General features: G+C 44.1%; 23 protein-coding genes. 12 read left to right on the top strand and 11 right to left on the bottom strand.

Annotated features, from left to right (window positions below; genetic code table 11):
* The first annotated feature begins 2 nt into the window (after nt 1-2).
* Nucleotides 3-749: a response regulator transcription factor gene (locus IEX98_RS05955; protein ID WP_188888036.1), complete on the top strand. Its 747-nt coding sequence runs from the start codon at nt 3-5 to the stop codon at nt 747-749.
* A gap of 57 nt (nt 750-806) precedes the next feature.
* On the opposite strand, the gene IEX98_RS05950 is transcribed toward IEX98_RS05955, so the two are convergent.
* Nucleotides 807-1,727: a 2-hydroxyacid dehydrogenase gene (locus IEX98_RS05950; protein WP_188888035.1), complete on the bottom strand. Its 921-nt coding sequence runs from the start codon at nt 1,725-1,727 to the stop codon at nt 807-809.
* A gap of 144 nt (nt 1,728-1,871) precedes the next feature.
* On the bottom strand, nt 1,872-3,506 hold the full coding sequence (locus tag IEX98_RS05945) for a S8 family serine peptidase (RefSeq protein ID WP_188888034.1): 1,635 nt from the start codon (nt 3,504-3,506) through the stop codon (nt 1,872-1,874).
* 271 nt (nt 3,507-3,777) lie between these two features.
* On the opposite strand from IEX98_RS05945, the gene IEX98_RS05940 reads away from it, so the two are divergent.
* On the top strand, nt 3,778-4,413 hold the full coding sequence (locus tag IEX98_RS05940; RefSeq protein ID WP_188888033.1) for a hypothetical protein: 636 nt from the start codon (nt 3,778-3,780) through the stop codon (nt 4,411-4,413).
* A 23-nt stretch (nt 4,414-4,436) separates the two neighbouring features.
* Nucleotides 4,437-5,072 carry a hypothetical protein gene (locus IEX98_RS05935; RefSeq protein WP_188888032.1) on the top strand — a complete coding sequence of 212 codons (636 nt, stop codon included), beginning with the start codon at nt 4,437-4,439 and terminating at the stop codon, nt 5,070-5,072.
* Between the two features lie 349 nt (nt 5,073-5,421).
* Here IEX98_RS05935 and IEX98_RS05930 read toward each other — a convergent pair whose 3' ends face one another.
* Nucleotides 5,422-6,852, bottom strand: coding sequence for an aldehyde dehydrogenase family protein (locus IEX98_RS05930; RefSeq protein WP_188888031.1), 1,431 nt, complete (start codon nt 6,850-6,852; stop codon nt 5,422-5,424).
* Nucleotides 6,853-7,274: 422 nt separating this feature from the next.
* Here IEX98_RS05930 and IEX98_RS05925 point away from each other — a divergent pair, with 422 nt between their 5' ends.
* The 6 genes from IEX98_RS05925 to IEX98_RS05900 all read left to right on the top strand — a co-directional run bounded on the left by IEX98_RS05925 (nt 7,275) and on the right by IEX98_RS05900 (nt 13,120).
* Nucleotides 7,275-8,132, top strand: a complete 858-nt coding sequence (locus IEX98_RS05925) for a glycerophosphodiester phosphodiesterase (protein WP_188888030.1) — start codon at nt 7,275-7,277, stop codon at nt 8,130-8,132.
* Nucleotides 8,133-8,136: 4 nt separating this feature from the next.
* Entirely contained in the window at nt 8,137-8,883 is a 747-nt protein-coding gene (locus IEX98_RS05920; RefSeq protein WP_188888029.1) for a glycerophosphodiester phosphodiesterase, read from the top strand.
* Nucleotides 8,884-8,947: 64 nt separating this feature from the next.
* The gene (locus IEX98_RS05915; protein WP_188888028.1) at nt 8,948-10,042 is read left to right on the top strand and encodes an ABC transporter ATP-binding protein; all 1,095 of its coding nucleotides are present in this window, start codon (nt 8,948-8,950) and stop codon (nt 10,040-10,042) included.
* Nucleotides 10,039-10,917 carry a carbohydrate ABC transporter permease gene (locus IEX98_RS05910; RefSeq protein ID WP_188888027.1) on the top strand — a complete coding sequence of 293 codons (879 nt, stop codon included), beginning with the start codon at nt 10,039-10,041 and terminating at the stop codon, nt 10,915-10,917. Before IEX98_RS05915 ends, IEX98_RS05910 begins: the two co-directional genes overlap by 4 nt.
* Before the next feature lie 18 nt (nt 10,918-10,935).
* Nucleotides 10,936-11,763, top strand: a complete 828-nt coding sequence (locus tag IEX98_RS05905) for a carbohydrate ABC transporter permease (protein WP_188888026.1) — start codon at nt 10,936-10,938, stop codon at nt 11,761-11,763.
* A 25-nt stretch (nt 11,764-11,788) separates the two neighbouring features.
* A complete protein-coding gene (locus IEX98_RS05900; RefSeq protein WP_188888025.1) occupies nt 11,789-13,120 on the top strand; it encodes an ABC transporter substrate-binding protein in 1,332 nt (443 codons plus the stop codon).
* Nucleotides 13,121-13,197: 77 nt separating this feature from the next.
* Here the strand turns inward: IEX98_RS05900 and IEX98_RS05895 are convergent, their stop codons facing one another.
* Together IEX98_RS05895 and IEX98_RS05890 are read right to left on the bottom strand one after the other, a co-directional pair.
* Nucleotides 13,198-13,806: a DUF3885 domain-containing protein gene (locus tag IEX98_RS05895; RefSeq protein WP_188888024.1), complete on the bottom strand. Its 609-nt coding sequence runs from the start codon at nt 13,804-13,806 to the stop codon at nt 13,198-13,200.
* 25 nt (nt 13,807-13,831) lie between these two features.
* Nucleotides 13,832-15,094, bottom strand: coding sequence for a hypothetical protein (locus IEX98_RS05890; protein WP_188888023.1), 1,263 nt, complete (start codon nt 15,092-15,094; stop codon nt 13,832-13,834).
* Between the two features lie 208 nt (nt 15,095-15,302).
* Here IEX98_RS05890 and IEX98_RS05885 point away from each other — a divergent pair, with 208 nt between their 5' ends.
* On the top strand, nt 15,303-15,920 hold the full coding sequence (locus IEX98_RS05885; RefSeq protein WP_188888022.1) for a hypothetical protein: 618 nt from the start codon (nt 15,303-15,305) through the stop codon (nt 15,918-15,920).
* 139 nt (nt 15,921-16,059) lie between these two features.
* Here the strand turns inward: IEX98_RS05885 and IEX98_RS05880 are convergent, their stop codons facing one another.
* From IEX98_RS05880 to IEX98_RS05870, 3 genes are all read right to left on the bottom strand, one after another.
* Nucleotides 16,060-16,710 carry a sugar O-acetyltransferase gene (locus IEX98_RS05880; protein WP_188888021.1) on the bottom strand — a complete coding sequence of 217 codons (651 nt, stop codon included), beginning with the start codon at nt 16,708-16,710 and terminating at the stop codon, nt 16,060-16,062.
* A 33-nt stretch (nt 16,711-16,743) separates the two neighbouring features.
* Nucleotides 16,744-17,985, bottom strand: coding sequence for an MFS transporter (locus tag IEX98_RS05875; protein WP_188888020.1), 1,242 nt, complete (start codon nt 17,983-17,985; stop codon nt 16,744-16,746).
* Nucleotides 17,986-18,074: 89 nt separating this feature from the next.
* Nucleotides 18,075-18,845: a DeoR/GlpR family DNA-binding transcription regulator gene (locus IEX98_RS05870; protein WP_188888019.1), complete on the bottom strand. Its 771-nt coding sequence runs from the start codon at nt 18,843-18,845 to the stop codon at nt 18,075-18,077.
* A gap of 156 nt (nt 18,846-19,001) precedes the next feature.
* On the opposite strand from IEX98_RS05870, the gene IEX98_RS05865 reads away from it, so the two are divergent.
* A complete protein-coding gene (locus IEX98_RS05865) occupies nt 19,002-19,556 on the top strand; it encodes a hypothetical protein (RefSeq protein ID WP_188888018.1) in 555 nt (184 codons plus the stop codon).
* A gap of 181 nt (nt 19,557-19,737) precedes the next feature.
* Here IEX98_RS05865 and IEX98_RS05860 read toward each other — a convergent pair whose 3' ends face one another.
* The 3 genes from IEX98_RS05860 to IEX98_RS29500 form a co-directional block, all read right to left on the bottom strand.
* Entirely contained in the window at nt 19,738-20,373 is a 636-nt protein-coding gene (locus IEX98_RS05860) for a hypothetical protein (RefSeq protein WP_188888017.1), read from the bottom strand.
* Nucleotides 20,374-20,452: 79 nt separating this feature from the next.
* Nucleotides 20,453-20,767: a hypothetical protein gene (locus IEX98_RS05855; protein WP_188888016.1), complete on the bottom strand. Its 315-nt coding sequence runs from the start codon at nt 20,765-20,767 to the stop codon at nt 20,453-20,455.
* 125 nt (nt 20,768-20,892) lie between these two features.
* Nucleotides 20,893-21,048 (bottom strand): hypothetical protein, encoded by a 156-nt coding sequence (locus IEX98_RS29500; RefSeq protein WP_374705328.1) that lies wholly within the window; start codon nt 21,046-21,048, stop codon nt 20,893-20,895.
* Between the two features lie 625 nt (nt 21,049-21,673).
* Here IEX98_RS29500 and metE point away from each other — a divergent pair.
* A complete protein-coding gene (metE, locus tag IEX98_RS05845; RefSeq protein ID WP_188888015.1) occupies nt 21,674-23,944 on the top strand; it encodes a 5-methyltetrahydropteroyltriglutamate--homocysteine S-methyltransferase in 2,271 nt (756 codons plus the stop codon).
* The last annotated feature ends 5 nt before the right edge of the window (nt 23,945-23,949 follow it).

Raw genomic sequence — 23,949 nt, 5'->3', positions numbered from 1 at the left:
GTTTGAAGCAAAAGAAAGGCGTCATTCTGATCGTGAGTCCGGACAAGCATGTCCATGTGGTATTAAAATCCTTATTTCTTAAAGAAGGCTACGTCACCGAAAGTACGTATAGTCCGAATCATACCCTGTTCAAATCCAATCCCGACCATTATAGCCTCATAATAATCGACGAACTGACTGGAGGAATGACCAATATTCAACTGTGCTTATCGATCCGGAAAAAGCTGCAAATTCCTATCCTGATGTTCACTCCAAATGAACGGGAGGATCAACGCTTGGCTGCCTTTGAAGCAGGCGCAGATGACTGTATGGAGAAGCCTTTATCCTATAAGGAGCTGGTGCTGCGAACCCGCGCTATTCTTAAGCGGACCTCGGCGCAGATTCTAAAGGGCGTGAGCCGAACCGTGTATCGAACGATTCAGCTCAAGCGAATTGTCATTAATCCCTCCGCTCACCGCGTTGTGGTGGATGATCGCAGCATTCATTTTTCTCTAAAAGAATTTGATCTGCTCTATTATCTGGTGCTGAATGCAGACATCGCGCATACCCGCTCCCAGCTTCTGGACGCCGTATGGAGACAGGCTGATGTCTATGACCATCGCACAGTAGATACGCATATTAAGCGTATTCGTGATAAGCTGTCCGCCATATCGCCTGAAGTAGGCGCGATGATTACGACTGTGAGAGGGATTGGCTATTCGTTCAGGGAGTGTCCAACGGGTGTCGTGGAGGTGGAATTAGGGGGATAAAAGGAAGTCGGCAGCGTTGTTAGGTTAACAACGCTGCCGGTTTTTTGACGGTAGTATCTAGTTCTCCTTGTCTTCCACTGCCTTATGAAATTCCTCAAGATTTGTGATCAACGTTTCGTTCATTGATGCTATCGTTTCCTCTGTATAATAAGCAACGTGTGGTGTGCAAATAACGTTAGTCAGGTCACATAGTGAAGTTTCTTTTAACGGCTCCTCGGGAAACACGTCCAACCCGGCTCCGAACAGCTTTCCTGCGCGCAAGCTCTCTTCTAAAAATTTGTAATCCAACAAGCTTCCTCTGGACGTATTGATGAGAATAGCATTTGGCTTCATCCGTGCGATTTTTTCTTTATCAAAAAATACACTATTTCCTTTAGTGGATAAATGCAGCGTAAGGATATCCGATTGCTGAATGACTTGCCCGAGCGGCAACTCTCCTTCTTTTTCTTCTCCAAGCTTAGAAGCGACTAGAATCTCCATGCCAAGCGCCCGGCCGATTGCTCCTACTTGCTTCCCAATCTGACCGTTTCCTATAATCCCCAGCTTCTTGCTGGCCAGCTCATAATTTGGAGTTAATCCGCTTCGCCAATTACCATGAATAACATTGTTGTGAGAGAATTTCAACTGTTTCGTCACCGCGAAAATCAAAGCAAAGGTATGCTCGGCTACTGAGGTTTGACTTAATTGAGGAATTCCTTTATAGGATATCCCCAATTCCTCAGCCAATTTCCGGTCAATATAATCCGTATTATGGGCACGAATCCCAATATACTTACACTTAGACATTTTCAAAAGCGAGTCTCGAGACAAGCGGCTATGGAGAAGCACCGCATCACAATTGCTTAGTTGCTCTTCGTTCGGGTTATGTGGAGAAAACAATTCCACGTTATATCCAGCGGATAAACGGGCCATGTCTGCCTTCGATAAAACGATAGCCGAATCAAGCAAACAGTTGAGTTTTTGATTGGACTGCATCATTGCAACTCATAATCTGGTAAGGATCAAGTCGCCTTCCAGAGCTATTTAATTTTATAACCCTTATGCGATTTCAAAATATTTACATTTAAATTCTATCATAACCTCTATCAAAGAATAAGTGAATTTCTATTTTATTTCCACACTTCAGCTTGACTGCCACGCTATCCATTTTCGCGCAATGCCTACTCTTGTCTCCGTACTTCTTGCCGAATACCAGCATTGGCCCTCACGCCATTCTGGCTCCGAGTCGAACTGTATCCCCGTAATCTGTTCAAGCGCATGGCATCGTTGACTAAAGGTCGAGACCCTTTGATTTACCGCATCATCCATTAACCCTGCAATGATCGGGGAGATAAAGAAAGGATGTTTCACTTGCGCTGCAAGTGTTAATGAAGCGTATTGGATATCTGAATCCATATCTGAAAATAGTGCAGCAATATCGATCAGCAGTTGCTCCCATAAGTCTGGACATTTGCCGCATGCATACAGAACGCCCATTCGCACGTAGCTGCTGGTATCTTTGAATAATGGACGCAAATCCTCTATTGAAATAGTCTCAGGGCATTCTGACAAAAGAATAATTGCCGCCGCACGAATTTTATAGGAAGAGTGTTGCAGTAAGGGATGGATATCATGAAACATTTCTATCGATAATGGCTCTGAAAAATAAGAGAAGAGCGCGGCGAGTGTTTCCTCTTCATCCCCGCTCCTTAATGCGGCTAAACTTTCCGTATGCTCTCTTTCTTTCCAGCTCTTCCATAACAAAAAAGGAGTGGTAGCGAGGAATCCTTCATCATCGAATGATACATTCATATTCACCGCAGCAGAAACATTCACTAGACCGGAACGAAGCTCGTTCCATACATGAGGGGAATGGGTGCTGCTCCTCAAGATCGCTTCCTTCACTTTGGCGGCAGACCATAACGGATTCACCTGCCAAATACATGCTGCGGCCCCCAGTATGATCGGCCCTGAATAAGAAGTGCCTTCCGTTCTGGCATAACCATCAGGCAAATTATCGTAGGAAGCTGTGTAGTGATGCAGCCGTTCCTCCTCGGACTGAAACGGCATGGGCAGCACTACATTTCCCGCAGGAGCAAGGATTTCTGGAACCCATTTGTTATCAAATGTATTTCCTCTGCACCCATGATAAGCCTGTGCATGAAGAGCATCTCCATCTACTGGGACGATAACACCGCCAACTGACAGTACAGAGGGAGATGCTGACGGACCATCGCAGGTTAGTTCTTTCGTATTTCCAGATGAGGATACAATCAAGAGACCCTCACTCATCAGTTCCTCACATAGAATACGAACAGGATCAGCTTGCCAAGGCAGCAATCCAGTATCTCGAGTTGCAGTGACTGTGAGAACGACGCCACGAATGTTAGAGCTGCGCCAATTTGCTTTGAGCCACTCCAGAGCCTTGCCGATTTTTTCTTCCGCATCATTAGAAGTGTAGAACGATCCAGTCTGCAGCAAATAGAGATTTGCGTCCGGCGCTGCCCCCGTAAAAAAGCCATTGGAAAGCATCCCAGATCCGGCTGCAGCTGTGGCACTCCAAAGTCCATGCAGCCCCTTATTCCAAGGCCCTTCATTAGACTGCAATAGCACAGGCTGTGTATCAGGCTCTGAAGTTTGTATAAGGTAAGTATTCCGCTGCCGATTGGACGTGATATCTGGATGCTGTGCGAAGCTGCTGTCAATGACAGCAATATTAACCCCCTTCCCCGTAAGGTTCTCCGGGATATTCAAAAAAGCTCGAATGGATGGCCACATGATAAGATCATTCCTTTCCTTTTCAATCACAAGAAAGACCATGGCGTGATCACCATGGTCCTCGTCTAGCTGTTCTGGGTTATTTCATTGATTTATGTTTGGGATGGATATTTTGTTCCGTTTTAGCTTTTAAGGAAACATTTTACTATTATATACGTCTACTAGTATAGCATGTATTTGAAAGAAAAGTGAGATTTCTAATCGCCCAATCAGCTTTACTGCATATGTGGTCTTTAAATAATAAACTTACGGAAAAAGGGGAATTAACTATATGGTGAATAGAAAAGTTATTTTTGCGTCATTAGTAGCTGCTTCTGTCGTTATTGGAGGATCTGCGCTTTTGTACAATGATACTTTCGTTGCTGCTAGTGAAAATGTAGAGGCAAACACACAATCCATAGATCAACCTGCTGCTGTAACCAAAGAGGAAGTGCTTCTTCCTCCATTAGCAGATCAATCTGCGAATACAAGAGTTGCTGTAAGCTCTCTCGAGGAAGATATTAACATTCCTTTAGATCTTGCAGAGGATTCCGCATGGCAGAGCAGCAATTTGACTTCAAATCCAATCATTAAAAAGGCTGAAATTCAGGCAAAAAAGACAACTTATGGTGAAGAAGTAAGCGTGTATTATACTTTGGCTGATAAAAAACATGAGATAGGTATATCTCAATCGTCTAATATCTATGGAGAAGAACAAAAGGCCGTTGAGGATGCGAAAGCTTGGTATGCAGCTAGTGATTTGTCTGTCCAAGAAATTAACGGGCATACGGCCGTCATTGAAAATGCATCAGAAAGAAAACATATTCATCTTATTACAGATGATAAATTTTATACCGTTGCCTCACCAGGTGGGGCGGCTGATTTGGATTATTTAATTTCCATCGCTGAACTAATCAAGATTAATTAACTCAAAAAAGGAGACTTCATTATATGGTGAATAGAAAAGTTATTTTTGCTTCAATATTGGCTGCTTCTGTCGTTATCGGAGGTTCTACGCTTTTGTACAATCATACTTACGTTGCTGCTAGTGAAAATATAGAGGCAAACACTCCATCCTTAGATCAATCTACTGCTGTAACCAAAGAAGAAGTGCTTCTTCCTCCATTAGCAGATCAATCTGCGAATACAAGAGTTGATGTAAGTTCCCTAGAGGAAGATATTAATATTCCTTTAGATCTTGCAGAGGATTCCGCTTTGCAGAATAACAATTTGACTTCAAACCCAATCCTTGAAAAATCTCACGTTCAAGCAAGAAAGGACACTTCAGGTGAAATAGTAACAGTGATTTATACATTGGCTGACAAAAAAAATATGATAACTATATCTCAATCGTCTAATATCTATGGAGATGAACAAAAGGCCGTTGAGGATACGAAAACTTGGTATGCAGCTAGTAATTTGTCTGTCCAAGAAATTAACGGGCATACGGCGGTCATTGAAAATGCACTTGAAAGAAAGATTGTTCATCTTATCACAGATAATAAATTCTATACCGTTGCCTCACCAGGGGGCGCGGCTGATTTGGATTATTTAATTTCCATTGCTGAACTAATCAAGATTAATTAACTCAGTTAGATATGTTACTGTTTAGGTCCTCTCCAAATGAGAGGACCATTTTCATTTTATTAGCTTGATATAATTTGAGAACAATAGATACATAGTCAAATAAATCAGCATATTGGATTACTCTACGCTATACAAGAAACAAAATGCAAAAGTGCAGGCTGATGAGCGTCAAAAGCTACAAACTAGCGTTCAAAATGTAAAAGTACATTTGAAATCGCCGTTTTCTCCCCAATTGCGCCTATTTTGGCCAATCAAAATGCACATTTGCATTTTGATGCGAGAATTCGCCGGAAAAGCGGCTTACAACATGCAGATTTACATTTTGATCGGTGCCGAAACGAAATAACATCTATAAAACGGCATTGTGGCCCAGGATCGACTTCGGCTCCAAATACTCTTCGATTCCATAGGTGCCGTGATCTCTGCCTATACCGGATTGCTTGAATCCGCCAAACGGCGCTTTTGGTTCATCGTGCAAGCCGTTAACCGAAACCCGTCCGGCCACAATTTGCTCCGCTACACGATTGCCACGTTCCGTACTTCCAGAGAAGACGAACGCCTGTAAGCCATACAGTGTATCGTTGGCGATTTCAATGGCCTCATCTTCGGTCTTATAAGTTATGATCGACAAGACGGGGCCAAATACTTCTTCCCGCGCAATGGTCATATCATTCGTCACATTTGCAAACACCGTCGGCTTCACATAGTAACCGTCTTCGAGCCCTTGAGGACTGCCTGCGCCGCCGACAACCACTTCAGCTCCATCTTCGATTGCCTGGTTAATATAATGCTGAACCCTTTCGAATTGCTTCTGATTGACCATCGGCCCAATCACCGCAGCTTCATTCCAGAGGTCGCCTACTTTTAACGCTTCGACGGTCTCAGCCATTAAACGCTTGACCTCCTCCAGACGCGATTCGGGAACGAGCACCCTTGTTCCAGCCAGACAAGCCTGACCGCTGTTGATGAATCCGGCGCCTACCGCAAGCGGAACGGCTTTCGTTAAGTCGGCGTCATCCAAAATGACAGTAGGCGATTTTCCCCCAAGCTCGAGCGTAACCCGCTTTAAGTTAGCCGCCGCACCTGCCGCAATTCGTTTTCCGATTAGCGTGGAGCCTGTAAACGTTATACCGGTAACGTCCGGATGGCGGGTTAACTCTTCGCCGACCACTTCTCCCTTGCCGTTAACGATATTAATAATGCCTGCGGGAATATCAGCCGCATGGACAGCTTCCATAAAAATTTCTGTTTGCGCCGCGCTGAATTCGCTTGGCTTCACAACTACAGTGCAGCCGGCCGCAAGTGCTGGCGCAATTTTATTCGCTATGTGCGTTGCATTCGCATTCCATGGCGTAATGGCTCCCACGACACCTACTGGCTCCATCCGGACTTTTGCTGTACCAGCCGTACGTATGAATGGATACGACTCCATCGTTTCCTTCATGTGCGAAAATGCATCAACCGCAATTTTGGTCAGCATGGTGGCTACTGACACCGGCGCTCCGTATTCCTGAACAGTTGCCTCCGTTAATCTGTCAGATCGATCCGATAACGCTTCATGCAGCCGCGAAAGAATTTCCCCGCGCTCCTTAACGCTCGTTTTGGAATATGTTTTAAATGCGGCTTTAGCCGCTTCAATTGCTTTTTGTGTATCCTCAACGTTCCCCAGCACAACTTTACCGGCTGCTTGCTTGTTGGCAGGATTAATGAGCTCTATCTGTTCCGTACCCAATGGCTTCACAAATTGTCCGTTTATATAAAACTTATCGTATACGTGCATGATCGGTCTCCTCCCGTTTACAGCAGATTATCCAGCTTGATCACCCCTATTCTACACGTTAAAGTTCACTTTAAGTCAAGAGCTTTTAAAAAAATTAACAAAACCTTGATCCATTAAGATTCAAATACGATGTCAAATACGCGGTTCAACAAAAAGATAAATTTTTTTTTCCCGTTATCTGCTGACGCGCACTAATGTAAGAAAATAAATCGAGATGTTTTAGCACTAAGACATTTACATAACATTTGCATCATTTTATCATTCCGTAAACAAACGCTATCTAGTATGTAGGGGAATTCAGGCAAACAAATAAAGGAGAATGCTTATTCATAACCGGGTCTCCATCTAACATCCAGAGAATTCCGAATTATCTGTCACCATCGTCCAATTATTGTTGAAAATAGACGAAAAGGAAGTTGATTATGGAGCAGTTAAAAATTTGGGCACACCGCGGAGCAAGCGCATATGCTCCTGAAAATACGATGGAAGCTTTCGAGCTTGCTGTGCAGCAGCATGCCGACGGGCTCGACATAACCATTCACCGCACAAAGGATGGGGAAATCGTCGTCATCCATGACGATACAATCGACAGAACCTCCAATGGCAAGGGAGAAGTTGCCGACTACACGCTCGCCGAGCTCAAAGCATTCAACTTCAATGCCGGCTTTGAAGATAAATATAGCCGCACCGAAATTCCAACACTTCATGAAGTGCTGGAGCTTGTAAAGGCGTGTGAACTCGAGCTGAATATCGAAGAAAACATCATCTTTTCCGATCATGATCGTACAACAATCAGTCTGGATGCCGCCAAGCTGGTGCAAGAATACGGGCTGACTGAACGAGTGAGCTTCTCCTCCTTCAACCATCATTCTATGGCGCAAATCAAGCAAGCTTTTCCGGTAATAAGAACGGGCTTGCTTTATTTGGAAGGCTTATATAACGGCGGGGAATATGCCAAAACAGCGGACGCTTCTGCCCTCCATCCCTTCTTCATCAGCGTGACGCCTGACATGGTGACAAAGGCTCATAACGCAGGAATACGTATCCATGCATGGACCGTCAATGAGGTCGCTGCCGTTAAATCGATGATCGAGGTTGGAGCAGATGTGATCATTACCGATTGCCCAGACATTTGCGCCGATCTTCGGGATATGGACATCCATACACGCAAAGATCTGGATGATCAGAAGTTTAGAGCCAATTACGACGAAGTAAAGTCCTATTCTTTTATGCAAAGCTTGTATACCAAAATGGCAAAAAACCAAAGTCAGGAAGGATAACGAGATGGAAAAACTTAAAATACTGGGTCATCGCGGAGCAAGCGGCTATGCTCCGGAGAATACGATGGAAGCTTTCAGACTCGCGATTCAGCAGCATGCAGACGGATTCGAAATTGACATTCATATTACGAAGGATGGAGAAATCGTCGTTATCCATGACGATACGATCGATAGAACCTCCAACGGCACCGGGAATGTGACAGATCTCACACTTGCCGAGCTGAAGCAGTTTAATTACAATGCCGGCTTTGAGCAAGAGTATGCGACAGCCGAAATCCCGACGCTCAGTCAGGTGCTGGAACTGGTGAAGACGCATAATTTATACCTGAACATCGAGATCAAGGACATTATGACCAACGTCGGCAAATATGATGGTCTGAACGTTGCAGCCGCCAAGCTGGTCCAAGAATATGAGCTGGTGGATCAGGTTATCTTCTCCTCCTTCAACCACAGCTCCATGGTCGAGCTGAAGCAAGCCTGTCCAGAAATTTCAACCGGGCTGCTGCATTTCTCCAAGCTGTATCAAGGCGAGGAATATGCGAAATCGGCCAATGCCGATGCGCTTCACCCCTTATTCTCTATCGTCGACAAAAGCACTGTCGAGCAGGCGCATCAACAAGGCATTCAGATCAATGCCTGGACTGTTAATCAGGCTGCCGTTATGGAAGAAATGATCGATGCAGGCGTTGATGCCATTATTACGGACTTTCCGGATGTAGCTTATCGTCTTCGAGAATCGAAGCAGGCATAACTGCCGGCTCAGATACAGTAAAAATCAGACTTAAGAGAATGACAGCTAGACGGAGGAAATGGATATGAGCAGCATCGTGCTGGAAAATGTAGAGAAAAAGTACGGAGATAAATCCATCATTGAAAATCTCAATCTGACAATCGAAAGCGGCAGCTTTACCGTCCTCGTTGGACCGTCCGGCTGCGGCAAATCGACCACGCTTCGCATGATTGCGGGGCTCGAGGAGAATACCGGCGGGACGATATTCATTGGCGGTCAAAACATGAATAAAGTGGAGCCCGGCAAGCGGAATTTAGCCATGGTGTTCCAAAATTATGCTTTGTATCCGACGATGACGGTCGAGCAAAACATCGAGTACGGTCTCAAAAACAACAAGGTCCCCAAAGAGGAGCGAAAGCGCCTGATTGAAGATATTGCTGAAACTGTCGGGATCACCAAGCATCTGCACAAGAAACCGGAGTTTCTGTCAGGCGGAGAACGGCAGCGGCTGGCTCTTGCCAGAGCGATGGTTAAGAAGCCTGCTATCTTTCTGATGGACGAGCCATTGTCCAATCTGGATGCCAAGCTGAGACAGCAAATGCGCACGGAGCTGATCGAGCTGCATAAGAAGCTCGGAGCGACCTTTGTTTATGTAACGCATGATCAGGTTGAAGCGATGAGCATGGGGACGAAAATTGTACTGATGGACGGCGGAAAGGTGATGCAGGAAGACACACCTCGCCGTATGTACCAGCAGCCAGATAATATCTTTTCCAGCAAATTTATCGGCACGCCTGCTATGAACATCTTGGAGCTCCAATACAGTCAGAACGCGCTGCAGCAGCTCGCCCCCAAGGGAGCGAAGTATGTTGGATTCAGGCCGGAAAAGATTAAATTCAACCTGGATGCGATTGAGCCCGCTGCAAGAAACAGCGTTATTGCATTTGAAGGCGTTCTGACTGCGCGCGAAATATTAGGCGCAGAAACGATCTATAAGGCTGACCTTGACCGCAGCCAGAACATTGCTATTAAATGCTTCGACAGCCTGGAGCGCGATTTGAGCAAAACGACAATGTATGTTGAACCAACCCATTTAGCCTTCTTCGATAACGATGAGAAGCGAATTTATGGTACAAACAGCACTTCGAAATCATCGGAATTGTCGAGTGAACGATCATGAGCGGCAGCGGAACATTAAGGCGATTTCTGCCTTATTTGATGGTCGCGCCAGCCGTCCTTATTCTCGTAACCTTCTATGTTTATCCGATTGGTTACAACGTCTATTTGAGCTTTTTCTCTTGGAATATGCGGGGGCCGATGAAGTTTATCGGATTAAAAAACTATACGGAGCTTTTCACTAGCCATGACTTTACGCAAACGCTGATGAACACCATTTGGTACACCGTAATGGAGGTCACTCTAGTTATCGTACTTGCGCTGCTGCTTGCGTTATTTTTGCAGAAAAACACCCTGGTCAACCGGTTTATTCAGACGATTAGTTTTACGCCGAATATTATATCGCTGGTGTCTGTCTCACTAATTTGGATGTGGCTGATGAATACCGACAAAGGGCTATTCAACTACATTCTCTCGCTCTTCGGGGGAGATGCTGTAGGCTGGTTGACCGATAAGCGCATCGCCTTGTTCTCCATCGTTCTTGTGTCCGTATGGAAATCCGTCGGGTTTAATGTGTTAATTATTCTCTCGGCGCTTGGTTCGATTCCGCCCTATCTCTATGAGGCGGCAGCGCTGGACCGCGCGTCCAAACGCTCTGTTTTTTTTCAAATTACGCTGAAAATGATTTCGCCTACCCTGTTCTTTCTCACGCTGATGAATATCATTAGCTCCTTCCAAGCTTTTGAAACGATCAGCGTCATGACGAACGGAGGTCCATCCAATGCGACCAATACGCTAATCTTCAGCATTTATAAGCAGAGCTCTGAGTACTATCGCGTCGGGTACGCGTCGGCTATCGCCGTTGTGCTCATGGCCATTGTAGGGCTAATCACTTTGGTCTACTTCAGAGTACTCAATAAGCGTGTTCATTACCGTTAAAAAGGGGGGTCAACTGAAATGAAGGACTGGGTCAGAACCCCTAAATTCATTATCCGGCTATTGCTTTCTTTGCTGCTCATCATCGTTTTCCTGGCTCCATTCTATTGGATGTTCCTCAGCGCCTTCAAAACATTGGATGAGGTCATTGCTGTTCCGCCAAAATTTTGGGTGGACAAGCTGCAGTGGGTGAACTTCCAGCAAGCTTTTACAAGAATCAACTTCATGCACTATACCAAAAACTCAATCATCATTACGGCAGGCACGATAATTGGCCAGATTCTCGTTGTCGTACCTGCAGCGTATGCTTTTGCCAGATATCAATTCAGGGGCAAGGGCGTCTTGTTCGGCTTGGTACTTTTTACAATGATGATTCCAGGACAGCTCATTTTTCTTCCGATTTTCGTCATGTTCGCCAAGACCGGACTTCTCAACACCTATATTTCCTTGATCGTCCCATTTATCGCAAGCGGTATGGCGATCTTCATGCTTAGACAGACATTTATGCAAATTCCGGATTCGATTCTGGAGGCTGCACGACTGGACAACGCCGGCGAGTTTAAAATTATCCGCACCATCATGCTGCCGATGGCTATTCCTACGCTGTCTACACTAGCGCTCCTTACTTTTATCGGGACTTGGAACAGTTACTTCTTCCCGCTGGCATGGACGACAACCGATGCTGTCCGTACCTTGCCGCTTGGCGTGAAAAAACTGCAGGATGCCGAGGGGTTAAACCCTCACATTGTAATGGCCGGCAACATGATGCTGATTCTTCCAGTCTTAATCATTTTCTCCTTTGCTAGAAAGCACATTATTAAAGCTTTTACGTATTCGGGCGTCAAATAAGAACGCAACTAACGGGAGGAACACCATGACAACCCCAATGAAATCGATCAAAAAAAGACTTATTCCTTTCACAACAGCTATACTGGCAACCACGATTCTATTAGCCGGCTGCGGACAATCCGGAGCTGCTCAGAATGAGACTGCGGTTGCGTATACAAAGGGAGACAAAGTCGTTGAAGTCCAGTTCTGGACTTCTGCCATGGAGAAAGTCAATCAGGAGCTAGTCGATGAATTTAATAAAACAAAAGGCGCCGAATTGAACATTCATGTTAATGCGGAGTATCAGGGCGATTATTGGGAAACGCAGAAAAAGATCAATGCTGCAGCGATTGCCAATACACTTCCTAATGTTTTCATCGATGAAGTTGCAATGACGAAAGGCTTTGCCGATAACGATACAATTGTCGATCTGGAGCCTTACATGAAAGCGAGTGATTTCGATAGAGAAGATTTTAAAATTGGAGATTTAGGCAACCTCTACGTCGGTGAAGATATGTATGCCTTCCCTCATATGCGAAGCTTGCCTGTTATGTATATCAATAAAACATTGGCGAAAAAAGTGGGCATGGACGAGAAAGGACCGCAAACTTTTGCCGAGCTGGAAAGCTATTTGAAAGCCTCCTATGACGCGACTGGAAAAACGCCTATGTATCTGTTTAACAACGACTTCTGGGTGATGGAGGCGCTGCTGTACTCCTACTCCAACACTACGATTTTGAACGAAGACGAAACAGCTGCCAATATCAACAGCAAGGGCGCTGTCGACCTCATTACCTATTTGAATGATCTGATTAGCAAAGGGTATATCAAAGTGCTGAGCGCCACACAGCAAAATGATTTCATTGGCGCTGTTTCCAGCCCGGACACTCTCCTTACCTTCTCCAGCATTGGGGGCTATAAAATATTTCTGGGCCTTGCAGCCAAAACCAAAACAGAGCTCGGTGTCGCTATGATTCCTGCCGGTGAAGGCGGAACACGAGGCGTCTCTGTTGGCGGATCTAATGTGTACCTGGCTAACACTGGCACTGATATTGAAAAAGCCGCTGCGTTCGAATTTATGAAATGGATCACGGATACGGATCAGGCTGCCTATGCTTCAGTCAACACCGGCTATTTGCCGACAAGACTCTCTTCACTCGACACTGACATTATGAAAAACACGATAGCACAGCTTCCGGGCTACCAAGTCGCGATCGATGAGCTGAAGTTCAGTAAAATGAGACCTAAAAACGGCGTTTACCACGAAGTCGAAAACCTTCTGGTTACTCGCATTAGCGACATCTGGACGGATAAGCTGAACATCCAGGAAAGTCTGGATGCGCTGAAGAAAGACGTTGATGCGATTTTGACGCGATAAGCTGGGGAGCAAAAAAGAGGGAGAAGCGTCAGGGCGCTTCTCCCTCTTCTTTTGGAATAACATGGTTAGTGACATGGTTAAAGATTGGAATTTCCGTTGTTGAAAATGGAAGCGATATGCGCTCTGTCATAATCTAAAATCCAGTGATTATAACGAATGTATAGCTCTTTGAGGGGAGCGGCAGCATTGGAGACGATATCCAAACCTCTGCTGTCATACAAATAAAAGATGGTATCTCGTGTTTGATTGACGATAAAAATTCTATAATCCGAAAAGAGGAACGTTATGGGCTTAATATCTGATGCCTTGCAGCTCAATACGAATCGGTAGGATTCCCATCCCTCCGCCTCTTCTTCATCCGTTAGTGTTACGCTGCTGCAGCTTAGATTTTTTAATGTGTTTTTGTGTTTGACGCCTTTTCTAAAGACATTTATTTTGTAAGGTTTTCTTGTCGTTTGAACGTCCAGGAATAACACAATAAATAATTCATCACTAGGCTGATGTGAACTTTTAAATAGAGTGGTAGAACGATAATGAACTTGCTCTCTGTACTTCTCATCTGAAACGGAAGGATCCGGATTCCCGATTTCATAACGAATGCCGACATCTGCATTATAAAACAATGGAGATTCCAGCTTCAGCCCCAGAAACTTTTCATTCAAATACAAATCTAATGCTGCTGTCACTTCTACTCTCCTTGCGATACGTAATCTAGGACTTCTTAATGGATGTAATCATGTATGTCCCAACATCTCCATTAGATGAAACTGCAGTGCCATCAGGACTTACATACAGTGGAGAAAATGACCCGCCTATATCCCTTGTTAATACGATAAATCGCTCATTTCCATTTGAATCTAGTGAGTAAAGACGTCCCCCGTTATCAAGAAAATATACATTTCCTTGACTATCACTCCTTAAAGAACCAGTAGCTACCGAAGCATACCCGTTGAAACGCATTTTATAATGCCAAAGAATCTGACCCTTTTCATTAAACTTCACAACGCCATTACCAGAGGACAGTCCAATTGAATCCTCTTTCTCCGCTGCGTAGAACCCGCCTTTTGTATCATTCGGAATCCGATCACCGTCAAACTCTTTGTAATCAATAACTGGGCTGTTTACTGAGTTGCCTGTCTTGGTACTATAGTAACGAAGAGAAGTATGTTTAATTGATAGAAAGTACTGATCCCCTCCAACCAGCTCTAGGCGACCTGAACCTAGGTTTCTTTTCCAGACAAGACGATGATCCGGATCCCTCTTCTCCACCCAGTCCTCTACATCTTTCGTATATAAGTTCCCAGTCCCATCGACGAATATAGATACAATTGACGTATGCATTTGATCTAATTCATTGATTTTCGTAGGCATTTTCACTTCCCATTTCATCTTCCCGTCCTGTATACACACAATCGCATCATTTGTTATTGTATAAAATGCACCTTTTGGCCCCACATGCCAAATTGGCAAAAACATCTGTTGCGCTTCTGGGAAAATATATTTCCATTTCATGTGTCCATTTAAATCGAATGCATATAGTACGTTCGGTTCTGTCCGATTAATCATATTTAAAGGTGTCACGTGCACAAACAAGATATCTTCTTCGCCATAAATCAACGATTGATACCCTTCTTCCTGAATATTAACTTTCCATTTCAGTTTACCCGATGTATCGAAAGCTTTCAGAACGTTCTCGTTAACATTCTTGAATACATTAAAGTTGCCCAGACTATAAGTCAGTTTTGTCTTAGGTGAATAATAAAGGTCTTTCGGCTGAGTCACTAGCGAAAGGCTATTAAACTTAAAGGATAGGCTTCCTCGAAACTGTCCATGATTTTGCCCGTTAATTTTTAACGTGGTAAACTGGCTGGTTGGAATTTGCTTCAATGTGCCCTGAGCATAAACTTGATTGGAAGCTAGCAGTAGTAACACGATACTTAATAATAAGAAGCTGCGTATTGCGAGTTTAGACACGAGTACACCTCATCGTTGTTATGTAATAAAATCCTGTAATTTTCGTCTTCAACATGGTTATAGCCTTATTTCGACAAATATCATCCGTTCCCTACTTTTTCCTATTATTTTTCTCTAAAAACTTTATCCAGCAAGGAATATGAAATGATGAAGTAGAATTATATGGCTTGAACATCGTTTTTATTTCACAAAAAGGCAGGAACTATAAATGAGCGAATTTACTTCGGGAAACTTAATTCTTACTACATATAAACATATAGTCCAAAAGCATAATACTATCCATGTAGAAGAACTGAATAATAAGTGGAGTGTATTTATTACCGAATCAACCGGTGCCAGTGAAGCCGTTCCGGAAGATATTATGGACATTACGCAAGAAGCACCTGTTTTGTACTTTTACAATTTTGAAGATCACGGCTGGGGATTCAGTATTGTGCAACGAGGAGATGTGATTGCAACGTTCGATTTTTCCTACGAGCAGGAAGAAATTGAATTGATGGAATACGTCCAAGAGAAATTTCCAGATCAAGATCATATTGAGCTTCTTTACCTAAGTCCCGATTCGGATAGTTTCAAAGAGGACATGGTGCAGGAATTGGAGCAGTTGCGAAGCAAGGAAGACCGGGTCAAAGCGTTAATCAACAGGCTTGATGTAACCGCCTTTTCTCTATTCGAACTTAGAGCCGACCAGCTTGAGCAACTGAGGCAACTGTTGGAATTAGAAAACCTATCAAATCCTCAGAATCAATATCAGCTTGTAGAAGAATTTAAAGGTATCCTTGATATAGAAGAAATGAGCTGGATTGGTGCAGATCGGCTGGAGTAAATTTCGATTGTCTCACCACAAATACCCTATAAAAAAGATCGTTCCGAAAATGCATTTTCAGAACGATCTTTTTGTACATGCTTCATTAATTGTAATATGGTTGGCTTGTGTGGGCTTACATACTTATACTTACCGTGTATTAGGACTCTAAATCCGGAATCACACGGCAATCTGCCAGCACTTCCGGTTTATATCGCATACTGTCCGCATCTGTAATCTCGCGAATGACTCTGCATGGAACACCTGCAGCAAAGGAGTTTGCCGGGATATCTTGAGTCACCACACTGCCTGCTCCTATAACGCATCCGTCTCCAATGGTAACACCGCCGCATATCGTTACATTGGCTGAGAGCCACACATCATTTCCGATCGTCACAGGCTTTGCGTAACATAGCGACTTAACTTCACCATTCTGGTCAAGCATTTGCCTGCGCTCAGAGGCGATAAACGGATGAACAGGTGTAACAATCGTTACGTTAGGTCCACAAGCGACATTATTCCCAATCGTAACCTTTGCATCGTCCTGTACGGTAAGATTGTAGTTGCCAAAGAAATGATTTCCGATTTCTGTATGAACCCCGTAATGAAAGAAAATGGGCCCCTGGATGAAGCCGCGTTCCCCCATTTTGCCAAGCAGCTGTTCAAGTATCTCTTCGCGTTCCTCTGTCTGATCCTCAAAAGTACGGCTATATTGACTGCTAAGGTTATGTGCACGGAGCTTTATAGCCTTTAATTCAGGATTACCAGGGCTAAATAAAATCCCCTTAAAAATGCGTTCTTCTTCCGTCATATGTTCATCTCCCTATCATTGGATACAATCAGCTTAGGAAAAGGATTCAAAATTTGTCTTCGGGTCGTTCGCCTTCCTTGTTTGTGCCCCAAGTGGCTTGGCTGCTTGCGATAGTAATCCAGCAACAGCAACTGTAATTAACACTACAATTAGAGCACGGAGTAATCCAACGGATTCGCCGATTAGCCCTAATAGAGGGGGACCCACAAGGAAAGCGATATAGCCCACCGTCGATACAGCTCCGACTCTTGCGGCAACGCCGCGAGGATCGTCACCTGCTGCAGACAGTCCCACAGGAAAACCGCATGCCGCGCCAAATCCCCAGAACACAATCCCAACAATCGCGATGACGTGATTATGTCCAAATATAACGAGAAGCAGTCCTGTAATGGCGGAAATCGCGGATGCTCGCAGGATGACAACTCTGCCGAACCGGTCTAACAACTTGCCCCCGACTATACGGCAAAGGGTCATCGCGGTCACAAAGACGACAAAAGCGAATGAACCCATAGCAGGCGTAACGTTATAGCCATCCACCATGAGAAGCGGCAGCCAGTCATTTGCCGAACCTTCCGTAAAAGCCATTCCAAGTACAATGATGCCTATCAAAAGCGTTCGCCGTTCTTTCCATATAGCCAAACGTTCTCTGGTGCTCATTGACGGCACTTTTGAATGAGCAGATTCCTTCGCCGTGCCTGCTGGTACGAGTCGATATACAAATAAGGTGGTGAGCAGAACAATCGCTACCGCAAGCGTCAGATGAATAGGGACCGACATCCCTATCTTAACAGCACCTGTTCCCCCTAAAGAACCCAGCAGTGTTCCCAAACTGAATGCGGCATGAAAGCCAGTTAATAACGACTTTTTGGCCGCCTTCTCAACTGCCGTTCCCTCTACATTCATTGCGACATCGCATATTCCGTGTCCGAATCCGAAAACAGCCAATCCGGCAAACAACATAATGCTGTTTGCAAGCACCGTACTCGCTATCCCTACAACCAGAAGCCCAACCGCATTTATGAACAGACCCGTTATCATGACAAAACGTCCGCCCTTATGTGCAATTAGATGACTAGCACTCGTCAGGCCGACGATAGCACCAATAGACATCCCCAAAATGATCCAGCCCATCTGTGATGTGGTCGCTTCCAAAGCGTCCCGGATGGCTGGTGTACGTGATACCCAAGAGGAGATCGTAAACCCTGGCAAAGCAAAGATGAAATAGATAGCGAGACGCCACAGCCAAATTTGGCGGTTCGTTAATGCGTGATTCATGTTACTAGCCCTCCTCTCCTTACTAAATGCGTTGGGACACATTCCGAGTTGCCTTTTAAATGAAATTAGAAAGTGGGCATGCGTTTAACTTAATTTTCAGTTTCTGAAACAATTAACAGCTCAACATTGTTCTGTTGAAGAATGTCTACAAACGCTTGTTCAGGTTGTTTATCCGTTATGAGCAAGTCAATGGCTTCAAGCCCACAGACCCGATAGAACATTTGTGCTCCGAATTTCGTATGGTCAGCTAACACGACAACTTGACCTGCTCGTTTGATCATCTCACGTTTGACAAAGCCGTCTTCTTCATTGAGGTAAAAGAGTCCATCAGGCGTAATACTGCAAGCTCCGAGAAACAATTTGTCTGCTTGATAATCCCTTAATTTCTCAATCGTTGCCTGCCCAAATAAGAATCGATGCTGAGGATGCAGTTCTCCGCCAAGCAAATACGTTCGAACAGCAGGCTTTTTGGAGAGTACGTCCGCGTTATCGATTGAATTCGTAACCGCAACTACATTTGTAGCAGTGAGATGTTCGGCCGCAAATTGGACCGTCGTTGAAGCATCCATCATAATGAAATCGCCATTGTTAACAAGAGAGGCCGCAAAGACCCCAATCCTGTGCTTCTCTTCGGATTCACGTACCAGACGTTCTCTGTATTCATGAACTTTATTCGCTTGTTTAGGGAGAATGGCTCCTCCATGCGTTCTAATGATTAGACCTGTCTCTTCCATTCTTAAAAGGTCACGACGGGCCGTGTCTCGGGATACTTCGAAAAAATGACAAATATCTTGAATGCTTATACGCCCATGTTGCTTTAAATAATCAACTATATTGTTGAGACGTTCTTCCTGATACAATCTCCCCACCTGCCTCTTGCAGATATTTAAGTGTTCATAAGTCATTATAAGCATTTATCATGCAATTTCAACTTGTTTTTTTAAGGCATCATCTGCTACAATGATCACAACTTCTTACTGTTCCGTATGTATGGTGATGAAAGGCGGAGGTAAACATTGGATCTAGCGAAAGAAAAGAATGCTTCCAACTGGCTAGAACACGGCTTTGTTGTCTATCCGAATGCCGTGACTCACTTTTACGTTCTCCGTTATCTACAATGGTTAATAAGAGGCGGAACGAATGCCGAATATTCAACGCATCATCAATCGTTATGGGATATTCGAATGTATGAGTCTGTCTATGATGCCTTCAGCGAAGTTCTCGGCAATCAGGCATTAATGGTTAGTCTCAATCCGAAGGAGACTCCTAACATTCAAGGTATGGTTTGTCTGCAAACAGAGACAATGATTCATAAAAGCAATCAGAAAATTAATATGTGCGATCTCATTATTTTCGATGTGGAAAGATGTCATCTTGACCTTGATTCAGACTTGGATTCATTTTGGTTCCCCTTGACCATGATCCCCGCTAACATATTCGATGAAGTGACCCTACAAGAAAGATTGCAGTATTGGCATGCAAAACCGTTCCGGACACATCTCTCCCCATTAGGAAGCAAATTGTTAGGGATCGAATCTTGGGAGACTGGCTTGCCAGGCGTACAGGTTTAAGCAACTAGGACTTCTAATAAATAGATACACTAACGCAAATAGCCCCTTACCTAATGAAGGTTGGGGGCTGTTGTCATTTCTCGGCTAGGAAACAGCGAAATACCCGCGAAAATTGTTCGGGGGTATTTTCTGATTATCGTGAAATTAATGTTCTCCGTTAGTCTAATCATTGATCCTTCCGCTATAAGTGCAATGACTTCAATTCTTGAAGAACTTCCTTTACATCACAGTCGGGATTTAACAACTTGATCATCTCTGCCGTAATGGGGGCATCATCATAAATTTTTGCAACAATATCTAATGATAGCGATAATTCAAAATAACCTTTTGCGAATTCCGCAAAATCCTCAGGTGTATGGAATATACAACCGATTAGAAAATCGGTACCATCGCTTGCTCCTTCTGGAACTTCAACTTTTCCTTTGTGCCAGTTCGTATCACTAGTTTCACGCCAAATGCAAAACGTCACATCATCTTGTTCAATTGCATCGTCATTAAGTAAAGACAGCAATTCCTTTGGAGCATCATCATAAATCCCTTGCCATACTTTATGTTCATCTTGGGCATATGGGCTTAATTCAGATTCATGATCGAAGCCTTTTATTATACAGCCTGCCGAGGAAAATAAAATAAGGAGATGATCACCCGCTCCATTATCTATTTTTGCCATGCCAACTCCCTCATCCCACTCTGGAACAAAGCTGTGGTAACGAAGCCATTCATCCTGACAAAGAATAATATTTAGAGCTGCTTGAATTCTCATTAGCCTTTTTAAAATGATCGGTTCCGGTAAACGTTCTAATACGTTAGCTTCCATAAATGAATCCTCACCCTTTCGTCTTTCTTACAAGTTTCGTAGAATATCGCAAATAAAGACCAAAACTAAGCCTGCAATATTAGTATTCCACAATTATTCTATTCAACACCATAGTTCTACCCATGCCGAAATCGTGTTGTTTCACTATCATATTCCCATTATTAAATGTAACGATATACTTTGTATCACATGCGTTTACATAATAACTTGCATCTCCAGAAGCATTAGGAGGGAATATCGTTGTTTCTTTACACTCGTTAAATTCATTAAATATCTTATCTACCTTTTTATTAGAAGAGGTTATTTCAATTTGATTCATTATTACTTTCGTTCCTAATATTAAAGAAACTAAAAGTAAAGCAAAGTTAAAATAGATTTTTATTCTTTTGTTCAAAACTTTCTCCCCTTCTAATGTTGGAATTACCGCATTATTTTAAGCATAACATACATCTTAATTCATTCTAGATATAAATAAAGTCCCAATGATTTATTCTCATCAGGACTTTAGGCCATACCTGTCTACCATATGAATTCCGCTGTTTTTAAAATCCACAAATGCAAAGGATAAAAGACGGAGAATAGATACTTAGCAAATCTGTTACTTAAACCTCTTTCTCCATTATATAACAGGATGAATGGAATGACGGTTATGAATAAGAAGTCTGAGTTAACCATGAGCATCAGTATGGTCTCAGATACAGTTTCGTAAGGCACAAAGGATAGCAAGAATAATCCAACGGATAATAATCCATAATTAACGCAAAGGACAGTCCCTATTGAAGTTCATGACATTAAGCTGTCATTTTTGAAAGGTAGAAAAGGATCCCCATAAAAAAAAGAGTCCGAGAAAGCATTTCAAATACTTTCCAGACTCTATCTTCGATGGCGGGATTATGGCAGACTTATCTTTTATTTCTTGAATTTCGCTTTTATAAGCACGATTACCCCACCAATAAAAATCCCAACAATTGCCCATGTTGCAATAAATAATATTGAATCCATATTGTACGCTCCTTAGTTGTTACTTCGTTACTACTCCTGCCTGTCTTCACCCTTACGACGTGTCACTTAAAGTATACAAGAAAAAAGGCGCGGAGCGGTGCCTTTTCATTTGAATAGATTTTTACAATGTCATTCATCATCGGACCAGCTCTCCAAAAAATAATTCTTTTAGCTCTAACTGTTTTTTGTTTGTCGCCATAGCAAAAAACTATATCTCTATATAGTTTTTAAGTATTTATTGATAGCACCTTCCAGACCCTATAATGAAAACAACATATCACACAAGGAGCTGTTACAATTGAAAACATCCATTATCGGTTATCCGCGAGTTGGCTCGCTTAGAGAACTTAAATTTGCATCCGAAAAATACTTCAAAGGCGTACTTCCCGTAGAGGAACTGCAGCAAACGGCGGCTCAGCTTAGAGCGGCACACTGGAAGCTTCAGCAGGAGAACGGCGTCGATTTCATTCCGTCCAACGTGTTTTCCTTTTATGACGGACTACTCGACACAGCTGTCTTGCTTGGAATCGTTCCGCAAAGATATCAGGCGCTCGGCCTAAGCCCGCTGGAGACGTATTTCGCAATGGCGAGAGGCTATCAAGGCGACAAAGGCGACGTTAAAGCGCTGGCGATGAAAAAATGGTTCAACACGAACTATCACTATATGGTTCCTGAAATCGACGATTCGACAAGCATCCGTCTGGAAGGCTCGAAGCTGTTCGATGAATTTACGGAAGCAAAACAACTGGGCATCACAACCAAGCCCGTACTAATTGGCGCATTCACCCTGCTCAAGCTCGCAAGATTCACCGGCTCGAAGACAGCGAAAGATTTCGTGCCTGCCATTGTCGAAGCTTATACGGCAGTTCTGAACCAATTGAACACGCTTGGCGCAGAATGGCTTCAAGTGGATGAGCCTGCGCTCGTAACCGATTTGACTGCTGAAGATATCTCGCTGTTCACTGAGCTTTATAACGGCATCCTCTCCGCTAAAGGCAGCGTAAAAGTTGTCGCACAAACGTATTTCGGAGACATTCGTGACTGCTATCCATTGCTTCAAACATTGCCGTTCGACGGAATCGGTATCGACTTCGTAGAGGGCAAGCAGTCTTTGGACCTGGTGCGCAAGCATGGCTTCGCAAACGACAAAGTGCTGTTCGCTGGTGTAGTTAACGGCAAGAACATTTGGAAAAACCAATATAAAAAGACGATTGCTCTCATTCAAGAGATCAGCAAGCATGCAAGCCAAGTCGTGCTCGGCACATCCTGCTCTCTGCTTCATGTTCCATATACGATAAAAAACGAAACGAAGCTGACAGCGGCGAATAAGCAATATTTTGCATTCGCAGAAGAAAAGCTGAGCGAGCTTGCAGAACTCAAGTCGATTCTGGAGCAAGCAAGTCCGGAAGCCTCCGCTTTTTATACGGAGAATGAGAAGCTGTTCACCGTATCGCGTCTCACGAACGATAATTCGGTACAAAAGAGAGTGGCGGGCTTGACGGACGCCGACTTCACGAGATTACCTGCGTTCGCTGAGCGGGAAGCCATTCAGAAAGCGAAATTCAATTTGCCGGCGCTGCCTACGACGACGATCGGTTCGTTCCCGCAAACGGCTGAAGTCCGTGCAAACCGTGCAGCCTTCAAGAAAGGCAGCATCACTGAGGAACAATACAAGCAATTCAACTTTGACCAAATCGCAGAGTGCATCGCACAACAGGAAGAAATCGGACTTGACGTTATCGTCCACGGTGAATACGAGCGTAATGACATGGTCGAATACTTTGGTGAATGCTTGGATGGCTTTATTTTCACAGAGAAAGCCTGGGTACAATCTTACGGAACACGCTGCGTAAAACCTCCAGTCGTATGGGGCGACATTAGCCGCAGCAAGCCAATGACTGTAGAATACTCGGCGTTCGCGAAAAGCCGTACTAACAAGCTGGTCAAAGGCATGCTGACGGGTCCGGTAACGATCCTCAACTGGTCGTTCCCTCGCGAAGATATTAGCCTGAAGGAAAGTGCTCTTCAAATCGGTCTTGCGATTCGTGACGAAGTACTCGATCTCGAAGCCAACGGTATCGAAATTATCCAGATCGACGAAGCGGCATTAAGAGAAAAGCTTCCATTGCGTCATTCCGACTGGCAGAGCGAGTACTTGAGCTGGGCGATTCCTGCCTTCAGACTGGTTCACAGCGGTGTTACAGCCGAAACGCAAATTCATACCCATATGTGCTACAGCCAGTTCAGCGACATCATTCGCGATATCGATGCGATGGACGCCGATGTTATTACGTTCGAAGCGTCGCGCTCGGATCTAGCTATCATCGATGCGATTAACGAATGCGGCTTCCGTACTGAAGTCGGACCAGGCGTATACGACATTCACTCGCCTCGTATTCCAAGCGTCGAAGAGCTTAAACAAGGACTTGATCGCATGCTGGACAAAATCGAGGTCTCCAAGCTGTGGGTTAACCCGGACTGCGGACTGAAAACTCGTGGTGTTACAGAAACGTGGGCAAGCTTGAAGAATCTCGTTCAAGCAGCTAAAGAAGTACGGGCAACACTGTAATAACG

Origin of the sequence: Paenibacillus radicis (ex Gao et al. 2016) (assembly GCF_014641555.1) — a bacterium.
GTDB lineage: Bacteria > Bacillota > Bacilli > Paenibacillales > Paenibacillaceae > Pristimantibacillus > Pristimantibacillus radicis.
The sequence above is the reverse complement of the archived record's forward strand: the minus strand, read 5'-3'. Positions and strand labels throughout refer to the sequence as shown.